This window comes from Akkermansiaceae bacterium (assembly GCA_017798145.1).
Lineage (GTDB): Bacteria > Verrucomicrobiota > Verrucomicrobiia > Verrucomicrobiales > Akkermansiaceae > Luteolibacter.
The window spans coordinates 551,193-570,965 of sequence record CP059069.1; the positions used below are offsets into that span (position 1 = coordinate 551,193).

Sequence of the window (19,773 nt, forward strand, 5' to 3'; positions counted from 1 at the left end):
AAAGCGCACGGCAGGAACATACCCACCCCAACCGGAGGGACAAGGCTATCGTGTTGCCACTTTATAAGCCGGGCAAGCTATCCCTCCTTCCGACCACCTATACCCCCAGCCGATACGGCTCCAGCCACTGCTCGACGAACTTCCTCGTTTCCGCATCGACCTTGCGGTTGCAGGATGCTTCGAGTTCGGAAATGCCCCAGTTCCCGTCGGACAGCCGCCGGATGCACAGGGTGGCACGACTCGGGTGCAGCACCCGGTAGATGTAGCACTCGCCGGTTTCCACACGCGCCGTGTAGCTGGCGACGCAGTTCTTCTGCTCCCGCCCCTCGGCGACGAGTTCGGCCTGGTTGCGGAGCGGAATGATACTGCCTTTGATGCCCGGCAGCGGCGGGAGCGGCAACGTGCCGTGCTCTTTGCGGAGCGCCCTGAGTTTCTGGAAATCCACGGAAACCTTCCCATGCAGATCCCTGATCCTTGCCACCGACGCAAGTGCCGGGAGCGGTCGGCCATCCTCCAGCTCGTCTTTCATCGCCGCCGTGTCACGCAGCGTCGCCGCGACGGCTCCCCGGTATTTCTCCTTCGGGTCTGCGGCCACCTCTTCGAGAAGGGCTGGTGTCAGCGCCGGGCGGATGTGTGGGGTGAGGATCAGTTCCATCACGCCGAGATTGATGGTTGGGACATGGGCGAGCAATTTGGCGGAAGCGGAGTCGGTCCGGCGCATCACCGTCAGCAGCGCTTTCCACAGGCGCGGATCGATCGACGCAGGCGGGATCTTGCGGAACAGCTTCACCTGGGCCGCCGTATCGGGGAGCTTGAGCAGTTTGAGGAGATCGCGCTGAGGCATGCGGCCGAAGTCGAGCTTGCTCCTCGGATAGTCCGCATACCAATCCGCCACCGCGTAGGCGAGCACCGGGTTGGCCTTCGCGAGATCCAGCACGCCCTTGTCGTGGGCAAGCAGCATGAGCAGGTTCCACTGGTGGCTGCGGAAATCCTGGAGCGACTTGGCCACGTCCTTCGGCAGGGAGAAACGGAACGAATCAAAAGCCCGTTTCCGCTGCTCGGCGAGGGGCGTTGGCTTGGGGGCCGCCGGCTTCCTTGAGGCGCTCTCCTCAAACAGATCGAACGCCAGCTGGTCTCCCGCCGCTGGGGGTGGCGGGTTCTTAGCGGCCTTCTTTTGCGCTCCCTTCGCCGGCCGCCGGTAAGGAGCGACCAACCGGAACTCCGGAACGAACGCGTCCCAGGAACCGAGCAGGTTGCGCACTGCGGACGGCTCATCCCACCCACGAATCAGCATCACCTCATCCTCTCGGAAAATCATCAGCTTCCCATCCTTGAAACGGTAGCCGGGAGTGCGGGGCGCGGCAGGGGACGGCATGGGATGAGCGTGGAAGATCCGGGTCGGCTCGGCAATCATCGGATGGATCCGGGGAGAGAATTTCGGCAGCCGGGAACCTCGTGGATCCTTTTTTTCCCAACCCCAACCAAGCACGACGGGTGTTGCATCGAGCCGACGCCTGATAAGGCCATGTACCCAGCGGCATCACAACTGCGCTTATCGCGACCCCTGCCGCACCACCCGGTCAAGGTCTGCTGGGCGTTTCGGATAAAGATCCGCAAGGTCACACTTCAGCACCCGGGCAAGCAACAACAGTTCGGCGTCGTTGACCCTCCGCAAACGAGCCTCGATCTTCGACAGTCCGGCACGGGTAAGATCCCAGCCCGCCACCTGGAGCTTCGCGGCAAGCGCTTCCTGCGACAGTCCGGCAACCATCCTCAGCTTCCGGACAGTCGGGCCGACGATGTTCTGCTGGCGTTTGCTTTGCTCCATTTTTGGAGCTTGACGTTAATCATAGAAATCGTCTGATTTGCTCCGCTATTGGAGCAATTATCCGATGTGCCATCTCGGACATGATCGAATTGGAATCACATCAACACTGAACCTAAACCAAACTGAAAAATGAAAACGTATTTCAAAGTCTTAGCCGTTCTTTTGGCAATTCAGCTTCTACCCTCATGTAAAAGTGAGGAGGAAAAACGAAGAGAGGCTCAAATAAGAATTCACCGACTCATCGACCAAAATGCTAGCCGGATGAGTTCGGAGTCCGAACGCCGCAGAGCGGAAGATGAGGCAGCGCTGGAGATTCTCGGACGAGCCATTGGGCAGGGTCTTCAACAAGGCGGACAATCTGGCGGAGACTACGGAGGCGCTTCACAAAGGGAGCGTGACGAATACTATCGTCGGCAGAACCAGAGGGGGAGGGAAGAGGACTTGGATACCATTATACGGGGCTATTGAATACACCCTCTTGATCCTACATTGGGGATCTTCAAGTGGGCAAATTGCGGGAGAAAGCTGCTTGGTTGATGACTCAGCCATGTACACGCCTACACAACCCGATCCTTGAACCTTTCCGAAGTTCATGGGATCATGTCGGCTATCTCCGTCGGGGACCGGGCGCTTCTTGGCTCTCGGCGGAGTCCAATCCCATCGAACCCCATGGCCGACAATCATTCTCTCCAGAGACTCCTCTCCGCCTTTAACGTCACCGACCTTGGTGAGGGCGACCCAATTACCGGCTGCAACCTGCTGGCAACGATGGCGGTCACGCTGGGCAACCTGTCACAGCCGGGCAGCGGGCTCAGGTCAACTGATGGACGCCTCCTTCCCGTTAGCTGCAACCTCCTTGCCACAGGCTCCCTGCTCGGCAGCCTCGTCATCGACGAGGTGGTCACGCCGGTCGGCCGCTGCCAGGACAACCTCCTCGGCCAGCTGACCCGCCTCCTCAAGAACGATGCGGCGGAAGGCAACAAGCCGACACCCCGAAAATGGTCCTTGGCGAAAGGACAGCCGAACCAGGGGGAGAAGGCGCTGCTCCAGATCATGACCCGCGATCAGGACTTCCCTCCGCTGTTCGGTTCCATCCAGGATGAGTGGAAACAGGTTCTCAGCGAGCCTCCCTCACCACGGGTGGAGGATCTGGTGCGACGCCCCCGGGTATTCGTGACAGCACACACGCGGAGCCATCTTGAGAAGCTTCTGCCCGATGCCCATCTGGGCGAGGCGCTGGTAGCCATCGGTCTGGGCCGGGCAGCCGACGCGACGAAGCTCGATGACCTTTTTCCGCGCCTGATGGACGGGATGTTCCCCGGCGGTCCTGCAGGCGAACTTGTCAGGGGAAGGCTGCTTGTCACCGACCGAGGCGGGATTCTGCGCGAAGTCGCGGCATCAACCGACGCCAAGCACAGCTGGCTCGGGCGCTTGGTCTGGCTCGTCGAAGGCGACGCAGGCCCCGACGCTCCTCCTGTGGGCAAGACCGGCGGACTGATCCAGCTCCCCCGACTCACCCGCAGATTCGGGGAGGCTGTCCGTTCCACGATTGCTCGCCGGCTGGATACCGACGAACCGCAGCCCCTCGTCTACACCGAGGATCTCTCATCATACCAAGCCAACTGGATGGAGTTCCTGCGTGACAAGGAAGCATCGCTACCCGGAATACGAGGAATTGCGCGGAGCCTGTTCCCGAGCCTGGTGTTCGGTCTGGCGCGGCTGACAGCCGCCGGGGTGCCGCAGGGTTTCCAATACCATCTCGAAGGCATCGAGGCTTTCGCCCGCTTCCTCATCGAGCGGATGGAGGCGGCCAGGAATGAGATGCTCTGGTCGCCGGAGCAGGCGCGGAGGCTAAGGCTGAAGGAGAGCCTGCTGGAGAAGCTTGCTGACGGTCCGCAAGAAGCGCGTAGCATGGCACGCAGGTTCCATCGCCTTCCGAAGCCCGTTTGCAAAGGTTTGCTCCAAGAACTCGAGGATGAAGGCAAAGCAATGCTCATCGGCAGTAAATGGACGCTAACGAAGAGGCAGCCGACCACAAGGTGAGCCCGGTATCTGGAACCAGTAAAAAGAACGACTCCCTCTGAGATGTGTGGATTTTACACCATAACACTTGGCGAACCTCCCGATCATGCTGTCCCGAGAATCGGGCGCTGCCACCGCTGCCACCGCTGCAAAGCGCCGCAGAAGCCATTTTTATAAGCTGCCTGGCAGCAGATAGGCACAGATTGTCGCGATACAACAACGACTCGAACGAAAGGAGAGACCCACCGCTCCCGCGCGTTTGAGGCACCATAGCGCTACCAGCCTCCCCCGATCAACGAATTCTAACACCTTTAATTTCCATAACTCCTTGAGAGAGAAGATGGTGGGCAGGGCTGGATTCGAACCAGCGTACTCAATGAGAGCAGATTTACAGTCTACGAAATTTGAATATTCCTTGAATTTCCATTGGGTTTCAGATTGTTTCATATTTTGCCGTAAACCATTGTATTTAAATGCCATATGAAACATTTTTCTTTTCATTCGCGTTCAGATTTTTTCATCTTTGCCCGGGAGAAAGGATGACAAAAGGATGACAGGATTTCTGTTAGGACTTCGCTGGACACCTTGAATTCGAATTGTAGAAGCGTAGGCCATGGCTAAGAAAGACACGAAAGAAGATGACAAGGACAGCCTCGTCATACGGAGCAAGACGGATCAGCGCTACTGGCTGAACCGCCTCAAGAAGCGGAGCCGAAGCGTTAATGGCACCCGGGTGACAGACCCCAACTTTTCAGTGCAGATTTCGTTCGATAAGCGCAAGGAACGGGTCAAGCTTGCCACTGCCAACAAATCGGATGCGGCAGCGCGCGCGGCCGCATTCTATCGGAGCTTGGTAGCGGATGGCTGGGATCGCGCGTATGAGGTTCATTTGTTCGCCAGAACGGGAAGACGGGGGCAATCCAATTCCGGAGCGCTTCAACCAAACGAGACGCTGGGCGCATTGTTCGCAGCGTATGAGAAAGTGGCAGCTCCCCGCACGAGTACGATGTCCTCCTACAAAAAAGCTTTGCGAAAAATCTTTTCAGAGATCGCTGGCATCACCGCCGACAAGCGCGCTCCAAGTGCACCATCCAGAAACCGAGCATGGAGGGATCAAGTGGACAATCTTCCCCTGAATACGCTGACAGCAGATACCCTCCAGGATTGGAAGTATGCACAACTTGGTCGAATCGACCTGACCCTGGACGAACGCAGGGCCCACACCGTCACCCTCAATTCGCTGCTGCGGAATGGGCGCTCCATATTCGCAAAGAAACACCGGGCGGCGCTCGCTAAACACGTCCTGCTTCCCGAACCGATTCCGTTCGATGACGTCCGCCTGGAGTCCTCCCCCATCCCACGGTACCGCAGCAGGATCGATGCGCGAGCGATCCTGAAATCAGCTGATACCGAGCTTTGTGAAACCCATCCGATCCTTTACGCGACATTGAACCTCGCCCTGCGCACAGGTCTGAGACGCAAGGAAATTGATACTCTCATGTGGAAATCCTTGGACCTCGATCGCAAGGTTGTTCACGTAGAGGCCAACGAATATTACGACCTCAAATCCACAGACTCGGCCGGTGAGGTAGACATCAACGATGATTTTTTGGGCTTCCTGAGGCGATATCGCAAAAAACATTCCACTGAGATTTTCGTGATCCCCACGCCGCCAAAAATCCGTAAGAGACAGGCTTCAGCCAACAACCCGAAGTGGTCTGCCACATCCCAGGGCTACCGCTGTAAAACTGTTTTTGAGGATCTGACAAAGTGGTTGCGTGCCCATGGCGTCGATTCAAAGCGCCCCATTCATGAATTGCGGAAGGAAATCGGATCCCTAGTCGCCAACGAACACGGGATTTATGCCGCCAGCCGGTTCATGCGGCATGCGGACATCCGGATCACCGCTGCCAGCTACCTCGACAAGAAGAAGAGAATCGTAGCTCCGATCTGAAGACCCGGGACTTCTCTCCCAGATATTTGACCAGTTTGATCGACACGGTTGCCGCGATGTGCTACCGGGAGGTTGTGATGAGTCTGCAGCCTGAATCAATGCGAGGTTACAGAGAACACGTTTAGGGGGTGACCTGACGATCCGAGCTTAGGATTTGTCGGCGGGTGAGGATTAAAATCACTCTGAATTGGCCACTCACTCCCTTTTTCACGTCGCGGGATTTGGTGAATCTTCCCGCTATGAGCAGCGACCTCCTGAAACTCTCCGAGCAAATCGCACGGGATCTCCCGATTTCAGCAACTGACTTGGTGGCGGCGGGATACGTCAGTCGCACGACGCTATGGCGCCTCCAGCGCAGCGGGATGCCAGTCATACGCATCGGCAAGCGGGTCTTCGTGAAGTTTTCGGATCTGAAAAACGCAGGATCCTCACCTTCCTGAAGATACTCCTTAGCACAGACTAACCCCTAAAATATGTACAACATCCAAGCACACCCCCCGATTGATCCGGTAATCCCCGGCAACCTATCCGCAGGTGCGGCTCTTCAGTCGCCCGAAATCCTGAAGCTATGGGACTACAGCAAAGTTCCCTTCGAAGAAATCCCACAGGATCCTGAGCAATATATCACGCATGGTTCTCCTCAAGATCTGATTTGCATCGGTCACCATCTGAGGGACATGAAGACTGTCAGGCGCTCGGAGCTTGTGGATCCCCTCAACGCGCATTCTATCATCGTACCCGCGATCATGACCAAACGCGAAGGTTTGCTGAAAGACGGAAGCGGGAGCGGACCACGGACCAATGAAAATACGGCGGAGCCCTATGCCGTCGTCGTTTCCGCCCCAAATCTTTCGTTGTCCACGCAGTTTGGCATTATCGGCGAATTTTTGGGATCCGCGAGTCTAGCATTCGTTGTCTGGGCGGGAGAGAGCCATCTTGAAGCATGGTTCTCGACCCGTTCGATTCTGGGACCGCATGAATTTTTCGAAGAAGCCATAGCTTTCGGTGCTGATCCTTCGATAAAAACCCGATGCCAGCCGTATGCCCTTCCTGGGGGGATCCATTGGCAAACGCGCCGGCAGAACACCATCGTCTATCTTGATCCGGATGCCCTTGCGGAAATGCACCGGGAGGACTCCAAGCCTCCCGCTGTCGATGAGACCAAAGCGGTTGCAAAAAACAAAAGGCAGAGGGCTAGGAGTAACGGTTCGAGGGGAAAGAAGCAGCGCTCCTAATGAGCGTGAAAAGCGAACTTCTATAACCCTATCCAAACTTCCGCAAATTTTTGCACAAGCCATCTATATGGACAGGTTCAAATACATCCCCGACCGGGTGTTCCTCACCGCAGAGGCCGCCAACCCGAGCCACACCGCCGAGGGCTTCGAGCGCCGCATTCGCTCCCATGGCAAACAGCGGCCGGAATTCATCATCCTTTCCGTCAAAAACGGGAAGCATAAGCTGATCAGCGTCATCTGCCACCGGCTAACCGACGACCGGTGGCGGATAGCGCGTGTCGACGTCAACATCCCCTCCCTCCTGCATGGCCACAACGGGCGGTCTCTTGTGTCGGAAGCCGAGCTCGCCCTGGCTTTGACCCGCTTGCGGCACTTCCTCCGGAGAATCACCGTTCCGGAATCCCACGGCAGGCTGCTACCAGGGATTGGTATTAACAACCATGGGTTCCTATCCTATCAGGAGACGATGTTCCAGATCCAGGATCCGGGTCATCGTCTCCTCCGGGCATCCCACACCTCCCGCCGCCGTTACCAGCAGAAGGCACCGCTAATCCGATGGGGCCAGTCAACACGGTTCACGTCCGTCGAGTCGGATATCTCCATCTACGACAAGCATGCCCAGCGCCGCAAAGGGCTGCTGTCACCGGCAGGCATCCCGGGTGTCCGGATCGAGCTTATCCTCAAGAACCCAGAGCGGATAGCGCAGGAGATACTGGCGGGCGGGGAATTCCCCAAGCAGCGGGGAGCGGTTATCCGCACCGTGACTATGGCAGCTGGCTACGCATCGGTCAGGCGGGCGCTGTCACGCATGGACGGGTGGGGAGAGAAGACTGATGAAGGCTTGTCCGCCCTCAGGGGGCCAGCCTGCTTGCTCATTCTCGGATTAGGTGCCCACATCGCCGATCCGTTTGCCGTGGATGCGGTCATCGACCGCTACCGCGAGACCTATCAGCCCTGTGCCCGAACTCTCGGAAAAGTCGAACACGCCCTACGGAGCTACGCGACTTCCTACGTCGGGGGCACCTCAGTCTCCGCTCTGCCCGAGGACTTCGGCAACCTGCCCATCTCGGAGCTGCACTACCCCCAGGCTGAGATCGAATACAAGATCCTCCTGAAGAGCTGGGAGGCCCCGCAGGTACCGGATCCGGACATCGCAGAGGCATGGTCCAGAACCACCTTCCTTTCAAAACGACCTGAACCTCATGAACTCGTTGGACATACCGCATCCGACCCCCTGCCTTGGACCAAAACCTTGTAGGCGGAAGGCGATGTGCCCGACGGGAGGCCGCCCTAGGGCGCGGCCGACCAGGGGCCATGAACGCCCACCCGACACTCCCAGCTTAAACCTCCAGTCCAAACCGATATGAACACCGTTAACGAACCCACTGACACCCTGACAGCGCTCCAGCTGCACTCGCCTCCCTCGCCATTCGGCAAATCCGCAACCCCTGGGATAAAGGAATTTTACAAGACACTCGCGGGGGCGAATTGCGTCGATGACTCGACCATGGTTGGCATCATGGCCGGATTGGCCAGTGGCATCGCCGGGCCCCGCAATACAATCATTGAGTGCGCAGGACCCATGCGGGTGAAGGGCGCCGACATGATCCTTGTCGACGACGACGGTCGGGGCGAAGAGCTTGTCGAGAGGCTGTTGCTGCCGGCTCGGACACTTCAAGGCCACCTGATCAACCGGTTCCACTCCCTGGACCAGGGACTTCTCAGGGAGGTGCTTGGGATCGGCCCGGGTAAGGCATATTCGCGGGAAGCCCGTGCTGAACATATCGAGGCTATTTTCGGCGAGGGAAATTACCCGGACGTCAGGCTTAGGGAAATCCTCACCCTGAAGACGGAAGTCCAAGACCCTGACCTTTTGAGGAAAGAACTGCTCGACAGGCTGGATTTGGTGGTCAGACCAACCTTCCTCGTGGAATCGCCAACAGTGCGCGGCCTCGAAAAGATCGTAAGGACCCTCCACATGGCAAATGGCCTTGTTTGGGGAGGGCGCGATTTCACCGCCGACGACATGAGCAAAGCAGAAATCGGGAAGGTTTTGGGGCTTTTGAAAGGTGGGCGGGTGGATACTCCCCCGATCCTGTGCGGAGGGCGCAAGGATTGCTCCCAACCCTGTGAAGTGTCATGGATCCTCAAATCCGGCTCCGAAGCCCTGGCGCGTCCGGAAGTGACTGCCCTGTTTCGGGATTCGCTGTTGCTGGAGGCATTGCCAGTGCCTTTGGATGTGGCTACGCCAGCGGATGAGGTAAGGAGTGCATACCATGCCTGGCAGAGGATCCTGGACATGCTGCTGTCGGAACGGCGCAAAGGGAATTCCTTTTGCCACGGGATCGGGGATGACCGGGCAACCCTGGAATTTGCGGAGCGGTATGACCACTACATCCGGGATGCCCGGGAAAACGGTATCCGCTCACGCGCGGTCACCTTCCTCCCCAAGTATATTCTATGCCTGCCCGGCTTCATCGACAGCCATGCCAGCCCCCAGGCCGGCATCGACGAGTGTTTCCGCCATGCCGAGATCTTGGGCAGGCGTCACCAACGGCTTTGGGAGAGGGCGAGGAATCATGCCGAAGTCGAGTCGGTGCTCAGTCTGGCAAAAACGCTCCTGGAGAAAATCCGCTGCAAGCAACCCATTGCGCAGCGTGACCTGATCAGAACCTTCCCCACCCAGCAGAAGAAGCTCTACCTCCCCACCCTCGGCCTGATGGTGGAAGCCGGGGTCATCACCGAAAGCCCGGGAACGGTCTACCGTGTCGGGGCGGTGAGTGACGTTGAGAAGGCGCTGAAGTCGAGGATCGAGAACCAACACCTGAGGGCGGTCGCGTGAGTGATAGCGGCGACAGCAGCGGGGGTTTCTTCCATTTGAGCCACCGGCATGCGGAGATGGAAGGGCTGCCCGTGGAAGTCATGCTGACCGAGGGCTTGCTCATGGGGCTGCCGTAGCCGGGCGAACGCCTTATCTGGAAGAGTTCGGCGAAAGCCGTACCTCAGGTCGGGAAGCCCTCGTTGACCTGGCTGGGGATGCAAGGCGAGTGCCCGCAATGGTTCCGCCGGTACTCGGAGCCCGTCATCGGGGCGGACAAACGGGCATGCGGCATCTTCACCCAGCTGCTCAGGCAACAGTCACCGCAAGGCGAGCGCAGGACGCGCAGACGGCATGAGAAGGCTTTGGGTAACTGGATCCCCCATACATTTGATACCTTTGATCCGGATACGATCGCATTTCTTCGGAATCCATCGGGATTCATCTTGGATCTGGGAGAAAAACCGGCACAGGAACAGGTGTCCGCCGCGGTGTTTGGCCGGGAGCGGATGGTCATTCTCCACGGAAAATCAGACTACAAAGGCCTGTCAGGCAGGAGCAAGAAAGCGACGCAGCTACGCTCGGCCGCAGTCAATGTCGGAGGAGGCCTGCGGGTCACCGTGCACGGCTGGTGCGAGAAACCGTCGTTCCGGAAGATCTGCAGGAAGAATCCCGATATAGGGGTCGGCCTGTATGGTTGGCTTTTGCCGGCCACACCCCGGTTCGCGATCCCGCCCGGGGTGTGGACGAAACACAAGCTGATCGGTGGCATGTTCAACAGATCACTCCACCTGAGATACGTTGCCCCGCTATCCCCTTACTGCCCTGCACCCCGGGTATCGGAAATGCTCACGCATGCCGATGACGGTTGGAAGATGCCTGCCTGGTGCGATCACCCGGCCATCAGGGATCTGATGCGCCCCGAAGAACAACTCGCATGGCAGCTTGCCGCCCAGTTCAACAATCTATACGGCGACCTCGAACCCGGATCCACCCAGGAGACCTGGCTGGCTGAGGTCGCCGTGATGCTGTCCCACTGGGTAAGAGGCCAGCATGCCAATGAACTTCGCATGCTCTACCCTGGTCCGGATACCAATCCGGTTGATCCGATATCCTGCGGAATCGTTGACCAGCTGCAAGTGAGCCAGAAATCGGAGCGTGAGCTGGTAAGGGGATTGCGTGGGGTGGCCACGGCGAAGGTGAAAGAGACGTTGAAAAGGATCCAGACCGAGGGCTGGGTGGAACGGTTGGATTGCAAGCGCTGGAAACTCAATTTCCCGGATCCGCCGAATTTGTCGGAAAAACTGTCGGAAATCCTTCCTTGAGGCCGAACCCGGAAAATCTTCTGAAAAGATCACTGACAACACTGACAACCTGAGGCACGCATGCGAGGCACTTCCCAAGGATTCAGAACTTGGGCTCACCAGGGCCATGGTGCCACGATCTTGGAAAGACACGCGGCGAAGAACGCTCCACCATGAGTTTTAGCAACTCTCTGCTTTGGCTTGGATCGTGTTGTCACCAGTATTCGCCCGATCAACCGGATCACCCGGTTTTAAGGCGGTATCAGGGACGGTCGAGGATCATTGGCGATCCGCACCCAAACACTACTTATCCGCCCCGGCAGGAGGAACCGGCACGGCCACGGTCAGGATCGACATTATCAGGCTTACGATCACTCCGTGGGAAACGAAATCATTCGACTCATTTCGAAGGCTTTACCCTTCCCACCTATCAGATTTCTCGCTTTTCTGCTGATGTGAAAGTTTTCTTGAGGAAACCCCGACCAGCCGCTCCCTGGAACGTCGATCCGGCAGCAGTAAGAAAATCGAGCCTTGGTCCAATCGGCATGCCTGTTTCGCGCCAGTCTCCATAACTGAACGAGCCACCATGGACGCCCTTTCCCTCCACTCCCATATCCTCGAAGGCTACAAGGATTATATCCAGAGCTTCATCGACATCCACGACGACGACATCCGCGAAAAGGTCGAGGAGTCCCTCCGGACACGCAAGCTGTGGCCGGAACCGCTCATCCAGTTCAACCCCTCTTTCGAGAAGAACGGCTCCATGGATGCGCTGGTCGCGGATGGCACCCTCCACGCGGAGGTAGGCCGCGTCTTCAAGGGATTCTCGCTCTACTCCCATCAGATCGAAGCAATGCGTCTCGGAGCGCAGCCCCGCAGCTTTGTCGTTACTTCGGGAACAGGTTCCGGAAAATCGCTTACCTATCTCGGCTCCATCTTCAATCACCTCTTCCGCTCCGGATCGGGCAAAGGCGTTCAGGCAATCCTCGTCTATCCGATGAACGCCTTGATCAATTCCCAGGCAGAAGAGCTGAAAAAACTCTCCGATGCCTATGAGAAAGAAACCGGCACCGAGTTTCCCCTGCGTTACGCCGCGTACACCGGCCAAACCAAAGCGGAAGTGAGAAAGCAGATCCTCGATAACCCGCCGGACATCCTCCTCACCAACTACATGATGCTGGAGCTGCTGCTCACACGCCATGGAGAGCAGGCGATCAGGGATTCGATTTACTCCTCGCTGCGGTTCCTGGTTTTCGATGAGCTCCACACTTACCGGGGCAGGCAGGGAGCCGATGTCGGCATGCTCATCCGGCGTATCCGGGGCTGTTGCAAGATGCCCGTGACCGCCATCGGCACCTCGGCTACCATGGTTTCCTCCGGGAGCTACGACGACCAGCGCCGAGCGGTGGCCGCCGTGGCGGGACAGATCTTCGGAGAGCCTTTCACGCCCGAGCAGATCATTGGCGAGACACTTGCCAGATCCTTGCCCGGATCCGAGACCTCGCCGGGTAAATCCGCCCTATCGGAGACCATCCGCAAGCCCATTCCCTCGGGTGCCGGTGTAGATGCCCTTCGGAACTTCCCGACGGCTCTCTGGCTGGAAGGTCGGGTCGCACTAAGCGTGGATCACGAATCCGGCGGTCGGCTGAAACGTGGCACTCCGCTCCAAATGGAGGAAATCGCCAAACTGCTGGAAACTGACAGTGGCAAGAGCGAAAAGGCATGCGCCAGTCATCTGGAATCTCTCCTGCTCTGGATCAGCGAGGTCAACCTCGGTCTCGTGAAGTCGGGTGAGCGCTACACGATCCTGCCTTTCCGCCTCCATCAGTTCTTCGCCCAGACCGGCTCCGTCTATGCCACCCTCGGACTGCCCGGAGCGCGCTTCGTTACGCTGGAACCCGGCGTCCATCACTCGGACAATGCGGGAGAACGGTTCATCTTTCCCCACGTCTTCAGCAGGGCTTCCGGGAAAACTTTCATCTGTGTTTTCCACGACACGAAAAACGGAAGGCTCTTGCCCCGCGACTTCACCACCCAGGAGTCCGCGAGCGAGGAACGGGTCGCGGGCTACATCATCCCGGGTGGTCTCGACATCTGGAATCCCGACGAAGATCTCGAAAATCTCCCGCCCGCATGGATCCAGAACCTCGACGCCAAGAAGGTAAAAAAAGACTACGCCGACCGCATGCCGCAGATCGTCTACTATGATGTGGAGGGCAACGTGGAATCCGGCGATTCATCCCTGCCGTTCCACGGTTGGTTCATGCGTTCCGCCCCAAAGGGACTGCTTTTCGATCCCACCGCCGGCCTTTTTTTCGATGGCAACACCAACGAGCGCACCAAGCTAACCACCCTTGGCAACGAAGGTCGAAGCACCTCCACCACCATCACCTCTTTTCTCGTCCTCCGGGAAATGGCCGCTCGCGGATTCCACGTCAGGGATCAGAAAATCCTCAGCTTCACCGACAACCGTCAGGATGCCGCGCTGCAAGCGGGCCACTTCAACGACTTCATCCGCGTCGTCCGTGTCCGCGCCGCCATCGCGCGAGCCTTGTCTTCGGCACCCGGTCAGTCGCTCAACTACAAACAGATCGGTGAAGCCATTTTCCGGGAGCTGAAACTCGATTTCGCCAGTTACGCGCGCTCCTCCGACCCCAATCCGTTCCCCGCCGTCCGTGTTCAATACGAGGAAACCTTCAGCCGCTACCTGACCTATCAGGCCATCCACGATCTCCGTCGCGGATGGCGTGTCATCCTGCCGAACCTTGAGAAATGCGCTCTCCTCAGCATCGACTATGAGCACCTCTCGGAAAACGCCGCGTACGAACCCGGCTGGGCAAACGTCCCCTATATTCGCGATCTCGCCCCCGCGAAACGCATCGCGTTCCTCCGCAACGTCCTCGATTACTTCCGCCTCGAATACGCCATCAACAGCCAGACCTTGCTGGAGTCCTCCCACCTGATCGAAGCCGACAAGGAGTTCAGTGACAAACTCCGGAATCCATGGACTTTTGATGGCCCTGACATCTTCCGTCCGTCCTTCCTGCGCACCTGCAAGCTGAACCTCCGGGAAAACCGCAGCGGCTCCCTCGGCCTCGCCAGCGCCTTCGGCAAATACATCAAGCATTTCATCCGGGAGGAATTCCAGGGCACCGTGATGGATCGCAAGGGCTACGACGAATTCCTGCCCGCCCTGCTCGATGCCCTCTGCCGGGCCGACTATCTGGCAACCCGCAAAGCCCGCTCGGAAACCAACGAGGACGTGCCGGTCTATCAGCTCAAGCTTGACCACATCCTCTGGCGTGCCGGCGACCGGAACACCGTGCGCAGGGACGAGGTGAAACTCCGCAGTTACCGATCCTACGGTGAAAAGCCGAACCACTTTTTCCAGACGCTCTACCTCACCGACTTCTCCACCCTCAAGAATCTCCGGGGCGCGGATCACACCGGCCAGCTCAAGAACGAACCGCGCATTGAGCGCGAAGAGGAATTCCGCGCGGAATGGAAGTTGCCGGATGGCACCCCGGACGTTGCCAAAATCCGAACCGATTCGATCAGCGCGCTCTTTTGCTCGCCGACCATGGAGTTGGGAATCGACATTTCCAGCCTCAGCATCGTCCACATGCGGAATGCCCCGCCGAATCCGGCCAACTACGCCCAGCGCAGCGGTCGCGCAGGCCGCAGCGGCCAGGCCGCGCTCGTGTTCACCTACTGCTCGTCCTATTCCCCGCACGATCGCCACTACTTCCAAAACCGTGAAAAACTCGTGGCGGGGTCCGTCGAAGCCCCGCGCCTGGATCTCGCTAATCGCGAACTGGTCGAGTCCCACCTCAATTCCTTCGTCCTCTCCGACATCGGCCTGCCCCAGCTCCACGACTCGGTCACGGACATCATCGAAATCGAACACCCCCAACTCCAGCTCAGGCCGGACGTCCGCGTCCGCCTCACGCTGGATTCCGCCACCCGAACGCGGATCGGAAATCATTTCCGTGCCCTGCTTGGCCCTCTGCATTCCCAGCTTGAGGCTCAGCGCTGGTTCACCCCGGACTGGCTGGACAAGCACATCGCCGCCCTGCCGGATTCCCTCGATCAATCACTGGCACGCTGGCGGACTCTTTACCGCGAAGCGCGCGCCAGCTTGAGCAAAGCCTCACAGAGCATCGAAAGCGGCCTGCTCATTTTTGGCAGCGATGAATACCGCCAGCAAAAGCGCCTCCAGGATCAGGCTTCGATCCAACTGAAACTGCTGAAAAACGAGAGTTCCGGCAACGGCACCGAGATGACAGAGTTCTACGTCTTCCGCTACCTTGCCTCGGAGGGTTTCCTGCCCGGCTACAATTTCACACGCCTGCCTGTCCGCGTGTTCGTAACCGAAGGCGACGGCGGCGACTACATTTCCCGCCCCCGCCTCGTGGCGTTGCGGGAGTTTGGCCCCGGCAACATCATTTATCACAACGGCGCGAAGTTCCGCATCAATCAGATCATCCAACCTGAAATCCCGACCCAGCTCCGCACCGTCCGCGTTTGCACCTCATCGGGCTACTGGCTCGCCGATGCGGATAGCACTCTGAATTGCTGCCCCTTCACCGGCGTCGATCTCACCGAGTCGAAAAACCGTGAGGACTTCATCGATGTTCTGCCCCTCACCGAGTGCAAGGCTGAGGTGCGCGAATACATCACCTGTGAGGAAGAGGAGCGCCGCCGTCTCGGCTTTGAGATCGAAACCTACTTCTCTGTGCCCGATGGCGACATGTCCCGCGTGCAGCGTGCGGTTGTCCGCTCCGGCGGCGATGACCTGCTCAATCTCACCTTCATTCCCGCCGCCCGCCTGGTTCAGCTCAACCGCCGCGACCGTGGCCGCAAGGACGAGGGCTTCCCGCTCGGCATGAACACCGGGTTCTGGAAAAGCAACAACCAGGACACTCCGGCCAAGGAGGAAATCCGCTCCGTCCTCATCCAGACCCACTCCACCGCCGATGCCCTATACATCGAGCCGGTGAAAAGCCTCGGCCTCACCCGCGATGGAGTTCTATCCCTGATGTATGCGCTCAAACGTGCCATTGAGAACACCTTCCAGATCGAATCCTCCGAACTCGGTGCCCAACCCATGGGCGGTGCCGATACCCCGAACCTGTTCCTGTACGAAGCCAGCGAGGGCAGCCTTGGCGTCCTCTCCGAACTTGCCAATGACAAGGACGCGTTCCAGCGGGTCGTCGCCGAAGCGATCCACCTCTGCCGCTTCGATGATGTGACCCAAACCGAACGCGCCACCTACGACGACCTGCTCAGCTACTACAACCAGCCCCACCACCTGATCCTGGATCGCTTCTCGATCCAGGACGCCCTGAACAAGATGGCCGCCTGCTCCATCGAGGTTCGCACCTCCCAGAGCGGACTTTCCTACGACCAGCAGTTCGAGCGCCTGATGAAGGACAAGGACCCCAACTCCTCCACCGAGGAAACGTTCCTGAAGTTCCTCCACAAGGAGGGTCTGCGTCTTCCTGACGAAGCCCAAAAAGGCGTTCCCGGCATCTACGTGCGTCCCGATTTCTTCTACGCCCCGGACACCTGGGTTTTCTGCGATGGCTCACCTCACGACGAAACAAGGGTCATGGAGGACGACGACTCAAAACGTGAACTCATCCGCAACAAGGGCGACGAAGTCATCGTCTATCATTACAAGGACGATCTCGCCGAACTCGTCACCCGCTATCCCGACATCTTCAAAAAAGTCCGCTGACTCCCATGCCTCTCAACCTTTCACGCCAACCCGGCACGCTCGTCCGAATCCGCGAGCGCGACTGGGTCGTGCAGCCTTCGGATGACCCGGAACTCCTCATGATCAAGCCTCTCGGCGGTTCCGATGAGGAGGCCACCGGCATTTTCCTGCCACTGGCCGAAGCCGCCGACCAACCCCGCGATGCGGAATTTCCACGTCCGGGTGCCGAGGATCTTGCCGACTTCGCCCGTGCCCGCTTCCTCCACGACGCCGCCCGCCTCGCCTTCCGCAGCGGCGCTGGCCCATTCCGGGCGCTTGCCCGTATTTCCTTCCGTCCCCGCAGTTATCAGATGGTGCCTCTGGTCATGGCCTTGCGTCAGGAAACGGTGCGGCTGCTCGTTGCCGATGATGTGGGTGTCGGGAAAACCATTGAGGCGCTGCTCGTTGTCCGCGAACTGCTCGACCGCCGCAAGATCCGCCGCTTCGCCGTCATCTGCCTCCCCCACCTCTGCGACCAGTGGCAGCAGGAAATCCGCGACAAGATCGGTATCGAAGCCGTGGTCATCCGTTCCAACACCCAGGCTCGTCTCGACCGGGAAATCCAGGGCGATACCTCGGTCTATCAGTTCTATCCGTTCCAAGTCCTTTCCATCGACTACATCAAACAGGACACCCGCCGCGCCACTTTCATCAACGAGTGCCCCGAGCTGGTGATCGTTGATGAAGTGCATACCTGCGCCCGCCCGCAGGGAGCCGCCGCTTCCCAGCAGCAGCGCCACGCCCTCATCAAGGCCATCGCCACCAAGCCCGGCCAGCACCTCATCATGCTCTCGGCCACTCCCCACAGCGGCAAACCCGAGGAATTCGGATCCCTGCTCGGCCTGCTCGATCCCTCCTTTGAAAACCTCGATGTCGCCACCGCGCCGCAGGCAGAGCGTCAGCGCCTTGCCCGCCAATTCATCCAGCGCCGCCGCCAGGACGTGGAGAAATGGATGAACGAGGAAACCCCTTTCCCAACCCGTGACTCCGGCGAGTTCGACTACGATCTCTCAAAACCCTACATTGAGTTCTTCGACAAGGTGCTCGATTTCGCACGCAACCTCGTCGCCGGGGATTCCACCCCGGATCGCCAGAAGCGCGTTCACTACTGGACCGCACTCGGCCTCTTGCGCGGTGTCATGTCCAGTCCGGCCGCAGGCGTCGCCATGTTCAGAGCGCGCCGCTCGAAACTTGGCGGTGATTTTGTGGACGACGCGGACAACAACGATGCCAGCCCCGTCCATGACCACCCGGATGGGCATGAATCCGATCTCGCGCCCGTGGAAGTTGTGGAAGCAGCCGGTTGGTCGGAATCCCAGCAACGCCGGATGCGCGAGTTCGAAAAGGAACTCGCTGCCCTCACAGGGCCGAAATTCGACCACAAGCTCGAAGCCGCCCGCATGATTGTCGAGGATTGGCTCCAGTCCGGCTTCAACCCTGTCATTTTCTGCCGCTACATCCAGACCGCGATCTACCTCGGCGAGCAGCTCAAGCCGCTTCTCGCCAGGAAGTTCCCCAAAGCATCCATCGAAGTCGTCACTTCCGAAGACCCCGATGAAATCCGCCGCGACCGCATCAACGCAATGGGTAATCATCCGCAGCGCGTCCTGATCGCCACCGACTGCCTTTCCGAGGGCATCAACCTCCACGAGCATTTCACCGCCGTCCTCCACTACGATCTTCCGTGGAATCCGAACCGCCTCGAACAGCGCGAAGGCCGGGTGGATCGCTTCGGCCAGCGGGCGAAAGAAGTGAAAGCCTACCTCCTCTTCTCCAAGGACAGCGCCGTGGATGGGGTCGTGCTTGATGTCATCCTCCGAAAAGTCCGCGAAATCAAACGCGCCACCGGCATCAACGTCCCGTTTCCGGAAGACAGCAAAAGCATCATCGACACCATCACCCAGTCGCTACTGCTCAATCCCGACCGCAAGATCAGCACCCGCCGCTCCAACCGCGATCAGATCGAATTCAACTTCGACGAATTCAACGAAGCCCGGGAACTCGAACTCGAAGTCACCGACAAATACAAGCAGGCCGCCGACCGTGAAAGCAAGCGCCGCTCGATCTTCGCCCAGGAAGCCATCAAGGCCGGGGAAATCGAACAGGATCTCCGCGAAAACGACGATGCCATCGGCTCTCCTGCCGCCGTCGAATCTTTCGTCGTCGGCTCATTCAAAACTCTCTTCGGCGTCCAGATCGACCGTGAGAAACTCGGCTACCTCCTTTACACGGCGAACCTCCCGCCTTCGGCAAAGGCTATTCTCCCCGCAAAACCCACGGTCAAAGTCTCCTTCGAATCCCCGACCCCGGAGGGCCACATCTACTTCGGTCGCAATCACCCGCTCGTCGAACAACTCTGCCAAATGGTGCTCGCCCACAGCATTGATCGGAACCGCTTCCGTGCCGCCCGCGCTTCCGTCCTGCGCACCGCAGCCGTCCAGAAGCCGACCACCCTGCTGATGTTCCGCTGCCGCAATGTCATCGAGGAAAAGCGCGCCGCCGGTCACCAGCTCGTCGCCGAGGAAATGCTCCTCTGGGGCTACCGCGGCTCTCCTGAGGAAAACGACCACCTCGCCATGGAGGAGGCCCGCGAACTCCTCGCCACCGCCCGCCCGGGCGGCGATCTCACCCCGGAGCGCTGCGCCCGCCTCATCGAGGAACGGGTCGCCGCCATCCCCTTGCTCCGCCCCGCCTTCGATCTCCTCGCCGAGCAGCGCTGCCAGCACCTCGTCGATGCCCACGAGCGCTTCTCCTCCCTGGTGGAAAAGAAACGCTTCGGCGTCGTCTATCCCGTCCTCCCCATGGACGTCCTCGGCATCTATGTCCTCATGCCCGTTTCCTCGCAACCCTGACC

Annotated in this window: 12 protein-coding genes; 10 read left to right on the forward strand and 2 right to left on the reverse strand. The window is 59.0% G+C overall.

Annotated elements, in window-relative coordinates; all coding sequences use genetic code 11:
* Positions 1 to 97 precede the first annotated feature (97 nt).
* Positions 98 to 1,375, reverse strand: coding sequence for a PcfJ domain-containing protein (locus HZ994_02330; GenBank protein QTN31212.1), 1,278 nt, complete (start codon positions 1,373 to 1,375; stop codon positions 98 to 100).
* A 177-nt stretch (positions 1,376 to 1,552) separates the two neighbouring features.
* Positions 1,553 to 1,828, reverse strand: a complete 276-nt coding sequence (locus tag HZ994_02335; GenBank protein ID QTN31213.1) for a helix-turn-helix transcriptional regulator — start codon at positions 1,826 to 1,828, stop codon at positions 1,553 to 1,555.
* Positions 1,829 to 1,957: 129 nt separating this feature from the next.
* Between HZ994_02335 and HZ994_02340 the strand changes: the two genes are divergently transcribed.
* From HZ994_02340 to HZ994_02385, 10 genes are all read left to right on the forward strand, one after another.
* Positions 1,958 to 2,296 (forward strand): hypothetical protein, encoded by a 339-nt coding sequence (locus tag HZ994_02340; GenBank protein ID QTN31214.1) that lies wholly within the window; start codon positions 1,958 to 1,960, stop codon positions 2,294 to 2,296.
* Between the two features lie 201 nt (positions 2,297 to 2,497).
* Positions 2,498 to 3,871: a hypothetical protein gene (locus tag HZ994_02345; protein ID QTN31215.1), complete on the forward strand. Its 1,374-nt coding sequence runs from the start codon at positions 2,498 to 2,500 to the stop codon at positions 3,869 to 3,871.
* Between the two features lie 592 nt (positions 3,872 to 4,463).
* Positions 4,464 to 5,804, forward strand: coding sequence for a site-specific integrase (locus tag HZ994_02350; GenBank protein ID QTN31216.1), 1,341 nt, complete (start codon positions 4,464 to 4,466; stop codon positions 5,802 to 5,804).
* A 239-nt stretch (positions 5,805 to 6,043) separates the two neighbouring features.
* Entirely contained in the window at positions 6,044 to 6,244 is a 201-nt protein-coding gene (locus HZ994_02355) for a hypothetical protein (protein QTN31217.1), read from the forward strand.
* 33 nt (positions 6,245 to 6,277) lie between these two features.
* A complete protein-coding gene (locus tag HZ994_02360) occupies positions 6,278 to 7,039 on the forward strand; it encodes a hypothetical protein (GenBank protein ID QTN31218.1) in 762 nt (253 codons plus the stop codon).
* Positions 7,040 to 7,106: 67 nt separating this feature from the next.
* Positions 7,107 to 8,297 (forward strand): hypothetical protein, encoded by a 1,191-nt coding sequence (locus tag HZ994_02365; protein ID QTN31219.1) that lies wholly within the window; start codon positions 7,107 to 7,109, stop codon positions 8,295 to 8,297.
* 105 nt (positions 8,298 to 8,402) lie between these two features.
* Positions 8,403 to 9,881, forward strand: coding sequence for a hypothetical protein (locus HZ994_02370; protein QTN31220.1), 1,479 nt, complete (start codon positions 8,403 to 8,405; stop codon positions 9,879 to 9,881).
* Positions 9,882 to 10,060: 179 nt separating this feature from the next.
* Positions 10,061 to 11,182, forward strand: a complete 1,122-nt coding sequence (locus HZ994_02375; GenBank protein QTN31221.1) for a hypothetical protein — start codon at positions 10,061 to 10,063, stop codon at positions 11,180 to 11,182.
* 565 nt (positions 11,183 to 11,747) lie between these two features.
* Complete coding sequence (locus tag HZ994_02380) at positions 11,748 to 16,901, forward strand: DEAD/DEAH box helicase (protein QTN31222.1); 5,154 nt, start codon at positions 11,748 to 11,750, stop codon at positions 16,899 to 16,901.
* Between the two features lie 5 nt (positions 16,902 to 16,906).
* Positions 16,907 to 19,771, forward strand: a complete 2,865-nt coding sequence (locus HZ994_02385) for a DEAD/DEAH box helicase (GenBank protein ID QTN31223.1) — start codon at positions 16,907 to 16,909, stop codon at positions 19,769 to 19,771.
* Positions 19,772 to 19,773: the final 2 nt, after the last annotated feature.